Source organism: Brevundimonas sp. (assembly GCF_023259385.1).
Lineage (GTDB): Bacteria > Pseudomonadota > Alphaproteobacteria > Caulobacterales > Caulobacteraceae > Brevundimonas.
The window spans coordinates 1-4,025 of the sequence record NZ_JAHFPF010000123.1 but is presented as its reverse complement, the minus strand read 5'-3'; the positions used below and the strand labels follow the sequence as shown (position 1 = coordinate 4,025).

The window sequence follows — 4,025 nt, the reverse complement described above, 5'->3', positions numbered from 1 at the left end:
ACCGACGCCGAAGACCCGCCGCCCCGTCTCTGACCCGCGGATAATGGACGCTCCCCGCGAGGGCGGCGTCTTTCGCTCCCGGACGCCCCTGCCGCGGCAGGTTCGCCGCGTGGGGCAAGTTCCCATCATCGGGTCGTGCTGGATCGCCGGCCCCGACCCTGTCCTTGAGGAGACAAACAATGCTCAAGCTGAAAGCCGTCCTGTCGTCGGGCCTCAGCCGGCGCGCGCTCGGCCTGACCGCAACCGCGGCCGCCCTGACCCTGCCCCTGTCCGCCTGCGGCGATTCCGCCGGGATCACGCCTGCGCAAGGCGACATGGCCCTCGGCGCCGCCGAGGGCGCCAAGGTCACCGTGGTCGAATATGCCTCGGTGACCTGCGGTCACTGCGCCGCCTGGCAGAAGGAGGTCTGGCCTCAGTTCAAGGCGAAATACGTCGACACCAACAAGGTCCGGTATGTCTTTCGCGAGTTCCCCACCGCGCCCCAGGCGGTCGCCGTCGCCGGGTTCCTGATCGCGCGCTGCGCCGGCGAGGGGCAGTATTTCGACGTGATCGACGACGTCATGGCCAGTCAGGCGGAGTGGCAGGCCGGCACGCCGCCCAGCCAGAGCCTCCAGCGGATCGCGACCTCCGCCGGTCTCAACGACCAGCAGTTCAAGGCCTGCATCAGCGACCCCGAGGCCATCGCCGCCATGGACCAGCGCATCAAGGCCGGGCTCGACGCGGGCGTGACCGGCACGCCGACGTTCTTCGTCAATGGCGAGAAGCTCGCCGACTCGTCGCTGGAGGCGCTCTCCGCCGCCATTGATCCCCTGCTGGAGGGCTGAGCCCATGACCATTCGTCCCGTTCTGATCGCGTTTGGCCTGCTGGTGTTCGCGGCGCCGGCGGCCTGGGCGCAAGCCGCGCCCGAACAGGCGCGGGCGGCGCTTGCGGTCGTGCAGACCCAGGACCGCGTTCTGGGCCGGTCCGACGCGCCGGTCACGGTGATCGAATACGCCTCCTTCACCTGTCCGCACTGCGCCGCGTGGCACCAGACCGTGCTCCCGGCCCTGAAGGCCCGCTTCATCGACACGGGCCAGGTGAGGCTGGTGTTCCGCGATCTGCCGACGTCGCCCGAGGGACTCTCCGTCCCCGCGGCGGCCATGGCGCGCTGCGCGGTCCCGGAGGCGTACTTCGACGTGGCCCAGGCGCTGATGGACGGTCAGCCGGCCTTGCGCGCCGGCGGCGACCCGAACGTCTGGCTGAGTCAGGGCGCGGCGAAAGCCGGGCGGCCAGCGGCCGAGTTGCAAACCTGCATGAACGACGCGGCCACCCAGTCTGCCCTGAACGCCGGCGTAGAGGCGGCGGTGGCGGGCGGCGTCACCGGAACCCCGATGTTTCTGGTCAACGGCCGGCTCGCCGAAGACAGCAGCCTGGAAGGACTGTCCGGCCTGATCTCCGGTCTCCTTCCGCCGGCGCGATAGGCTCAGGCGGGCTCCGGCCGCGCCCAGCCCGCCGGCCGCTTCCCGCGGCCGGCGGGCGCGCCTCGTGGAGAGGCGGCGCGAGACGCGTGCGCTGGGATCACGGCAGGCGGATCAGGGCCGCGAGCCAGCCGGCGGTCTGGGCGTATTCCACCGATTCAAAGACCGGGACGGCCAGCAGGAAGACGAGGCCGTCCCGAAGCGTGGTCAGGAAGAAACCGGGCCGGACTTCCAGGGTTTCCGGGTCGCGCCACCGGGAGAAGTTCGGCCAGAAGCGTGGCGTGCTGGCTTCATAGGCCGCGTAGATCTCACCAAAGGTCGCGCGAAGCCAGCGTTCCTCCCGGTTCACGGTCGCCTGGAACACGATCACTGCGATCAGCAGACAGGCACAGGCCAGGGCGATGGAGCCGGTGCGCGCGCCAATGCCGAACGCACCCATGAAACTGAACAGGTAAAGCGGGTTGCGGCTGATCGAATAAGGTCCGCAGTCGACGATCTCCGCCTTCTTGCGGCCGCCGATATAGAGGGAACACCACGCACGGCCGACGATGCAGACGGCGATCGCGGCCAGGCCGAAATCCTCGAGATATTCGTGAAACGGCGTGTGGCCCCCCAGTGTTCGGCTCACGCCCGCGAGTCCGATGGCGGCGACGATCCCGATCAGCAGGACGCCCTTGCGGATTCTTTGGACGCGGAAGAGATCGGGCGCGGCGGTCTGATGCATGGGCGGGCTCCAGGGACGGGGTACTGTGTAAAGTTCAGAACCCAAAAGGCAACGCTTCCCGCGGCCGCACATGTCTGTCCGGGTCGGGCCCGGTAACCTTTTCTTGCCTGCGCCCGGCGTAGGGTCAGGCATGAGCCGCGCGCCGACCGCTCTGACCGGCCCGACGCCGCCGCGCATCGCTCGCGGCGGCTGGCTCGACGCGCTTCGTTTCATCGTCGGCGCGATGATCATCCTCTACCATTTCCGCGAGGCCGCGCCGGTGCCTCTGGGGCAGCTGCATCCGGTGTTCGACCGGGGCTATCTGCTCACCGACTTCTTCATTCTCGATTCCGGCTACGTCCTGGCCCGCATCTACGGAGACCGGCTGGCGGCCGGCAAGGCGTCCATTCGAGCCTATTCACGCCAGCGTCTCCTGCGCGTTATTCCCGCCCATCTGATGGTCAGCCTCGTCCTCGTCGCGATCGTCGGCGGCGCGGCGCTCGCGGGCGTCGCGCCCAGCAATCCGCAATGGTTCGACTGGTCGCAACTGCCCGCCCAGGTGTTGCTGGTTCAAGCCTGGGGCGTGCCCGGCGGCCAGGGCTGGAACGCGCCGACCTGGACCTTGTCGGCTCTCATCGGCTGCTACCTCCTCCTGCCCTGGATCTGCCGCGCCGTCTGGCGCCTGACGCCCCTGACGGCCGTGCTCGGCGCGATCGGCCTGCTGGTGGTCGGCAATCAGGCTGCCATCTTTTGGCTGGGCGATCCCCTGTACAGGCTGCCCCTCTGGTTCGGCATGCTGCGCGCCCTGCCGCTCTTTCTGGTGGGCGTCGCGGCGGCGTTCTATGGATCCCGCGTCTATGTCTCGCCGCGCACGGCCGGGGTGATCGGGGTCGTCGCCGCCTTCGTCCTCGCCGGCCTCCAGGCGTTCGGCCCCTTCAGCCTTGTGTCTCTGGGGCTGATGACGGTGATCATCTGGGCGGCGGGGGCCGTGCCGGTGCGCAGGCCTTCGCGCCTCGTCGAGCACCTTGCGCTGATGTCCTTCGCCATGTTCCTCACCAATGAGGTGAGCCGCATCGTCTGGTTCGGCCTCCTGGAGGCGGTCGGTCAGGAGGGCGCCTCCACCGGCGTCCGATGGACGTTGTGGACCGTCGGCTTCCTCGGCGCCTTCGTTGCGGCGGCGGTGTTCCGCTACGGCTTCGACCGACCGGTCCAGACCTGGCTGAATCCCTCCGGTTCGCCTCGGCCGAACAGGGAGCCGGCCGCCGTTCCGGAAACGGTCGCGATCACCGCCGCCGCGGTCGCGGCGGACGGGTCGGGCGAGGCCGTCCTCGATCCGCAGCGGGCCTGATCAGGGCCCGGGCTGCGCTGCTTCAGCGTCCACCGGCCGGATGGTGGGCGGCCCGGGCCGCGGCGGGCGGCACGCCGCGCAGAGGCCCTGGACCTCGAGCGTGACCCGCTCGATGACATAGCCTGTCCCCGTCGCGGCCGCGTTCAGCGGCGCTATGTCGGGCGAGGGGATCTGGCGACACGAGCCGCAACAGTCGCACAGCAGGAAGGCCGCCGGCGACCCGAGTTGCCCGGGATCGCAGGCCACCCAGGATTTGAGGGTGGAAAGGCGACGAACGAGTCCGCGCGTCTCCAGGAACTGCAGCGCCCGATACACCGTCGCCGGCTTGGCGACGCGCGGATCGGGGTGAAAATTCGCCACGAGGTCATAGGCCTTGGCCGGGGCGCCGGCGGCGAGCAGGAGCTCCAGCACCCGGCGCCGGGGCTGCGTCAGCCGCTCCCCAGCGGCGGCCACGCGCGCGGCGGCTGCGGCCAGGGCGCGGTCCACCTGCGCGGCCGTCGGCGGCGCGGTCTCGCG

General features: G+C 70.1%; 5 protein-coding genes. 3 read left to right on the top strand and 2 right to left on the bottom strand.

Annotation, left to right across the window (positions count from 1 at the left end; genetic code table 11):
- Positions 1-179 precede the first annotated feature (179 nt).
- Together Q0C81_RS10565 and Q0C81_RS10560 are read left to right on the top strand one after the other, a co-directional pair.
- On the top strand, positions 180-824 hold the full coding sequence (locus Q0C81_RS10565; RefSeq protein ID WP_291837304.1) for a DsbA family protein: 645 nt from the start codon (positions 180-182) through the stop codon (positions 822-824).
- 4 nt (positions 825-828) lie between these two features.
- The gene (locus Q0C81_RS10560; RefSeq protein WP_291837302.1) at positions 829-1,461 is read left to right on the top strand and encodes a DsbA family protein; all 633 of its coding nucleotides are present in this window, start codon (positions 829-831) and stop codon (positions 1,459-1,461) included.
- Positions 1,462-1,558: 97 nt separating this feature from the next.
- Here the strand turns inward: Q0C81_RS10560 and Q0C81_RS10555 are convergent, their stop codons facing one another.
- Positions 1,559-2,182: an isoprenylcysteine carboxylmethyltransferase family protein gene (locus Q0C81_RS10555; protein WP_291837300.1), complete on the bottom strand. Its 624-nt coding sequence runs from the start codon at positions 2,180-2,182 to the stop codon at positions 1,559-1,561.
- A 130-nt stretch (positions 2,183-2,312) separates the two neighbouring features.
- Between Q0C81_RS10555 and Q0C81_RS10550 the strand changes: the two genes are divergently transcribed.
- Positions 2,313-3,509, top strand: a complete 1,197-nt coding sequence (locus tag Q0C81_RS10550) for an acyltransferase (RefSeq protein WP_291837298.1) — start codon at positions 2,313-2,315, stop codon at positions 3,507-3,509.
- Here the strand turns inward: Q0C81_RS10550 and Q0C81_RS10545 are convergent.
- The coding region (locus tag Q0C81_RS10545) for a Fur family transcriptional regulator (RefSeq protein WP_367117998.1) at positions 3,510-4,025 on the bottom strand (516 nt) is incomplete at its 5' end.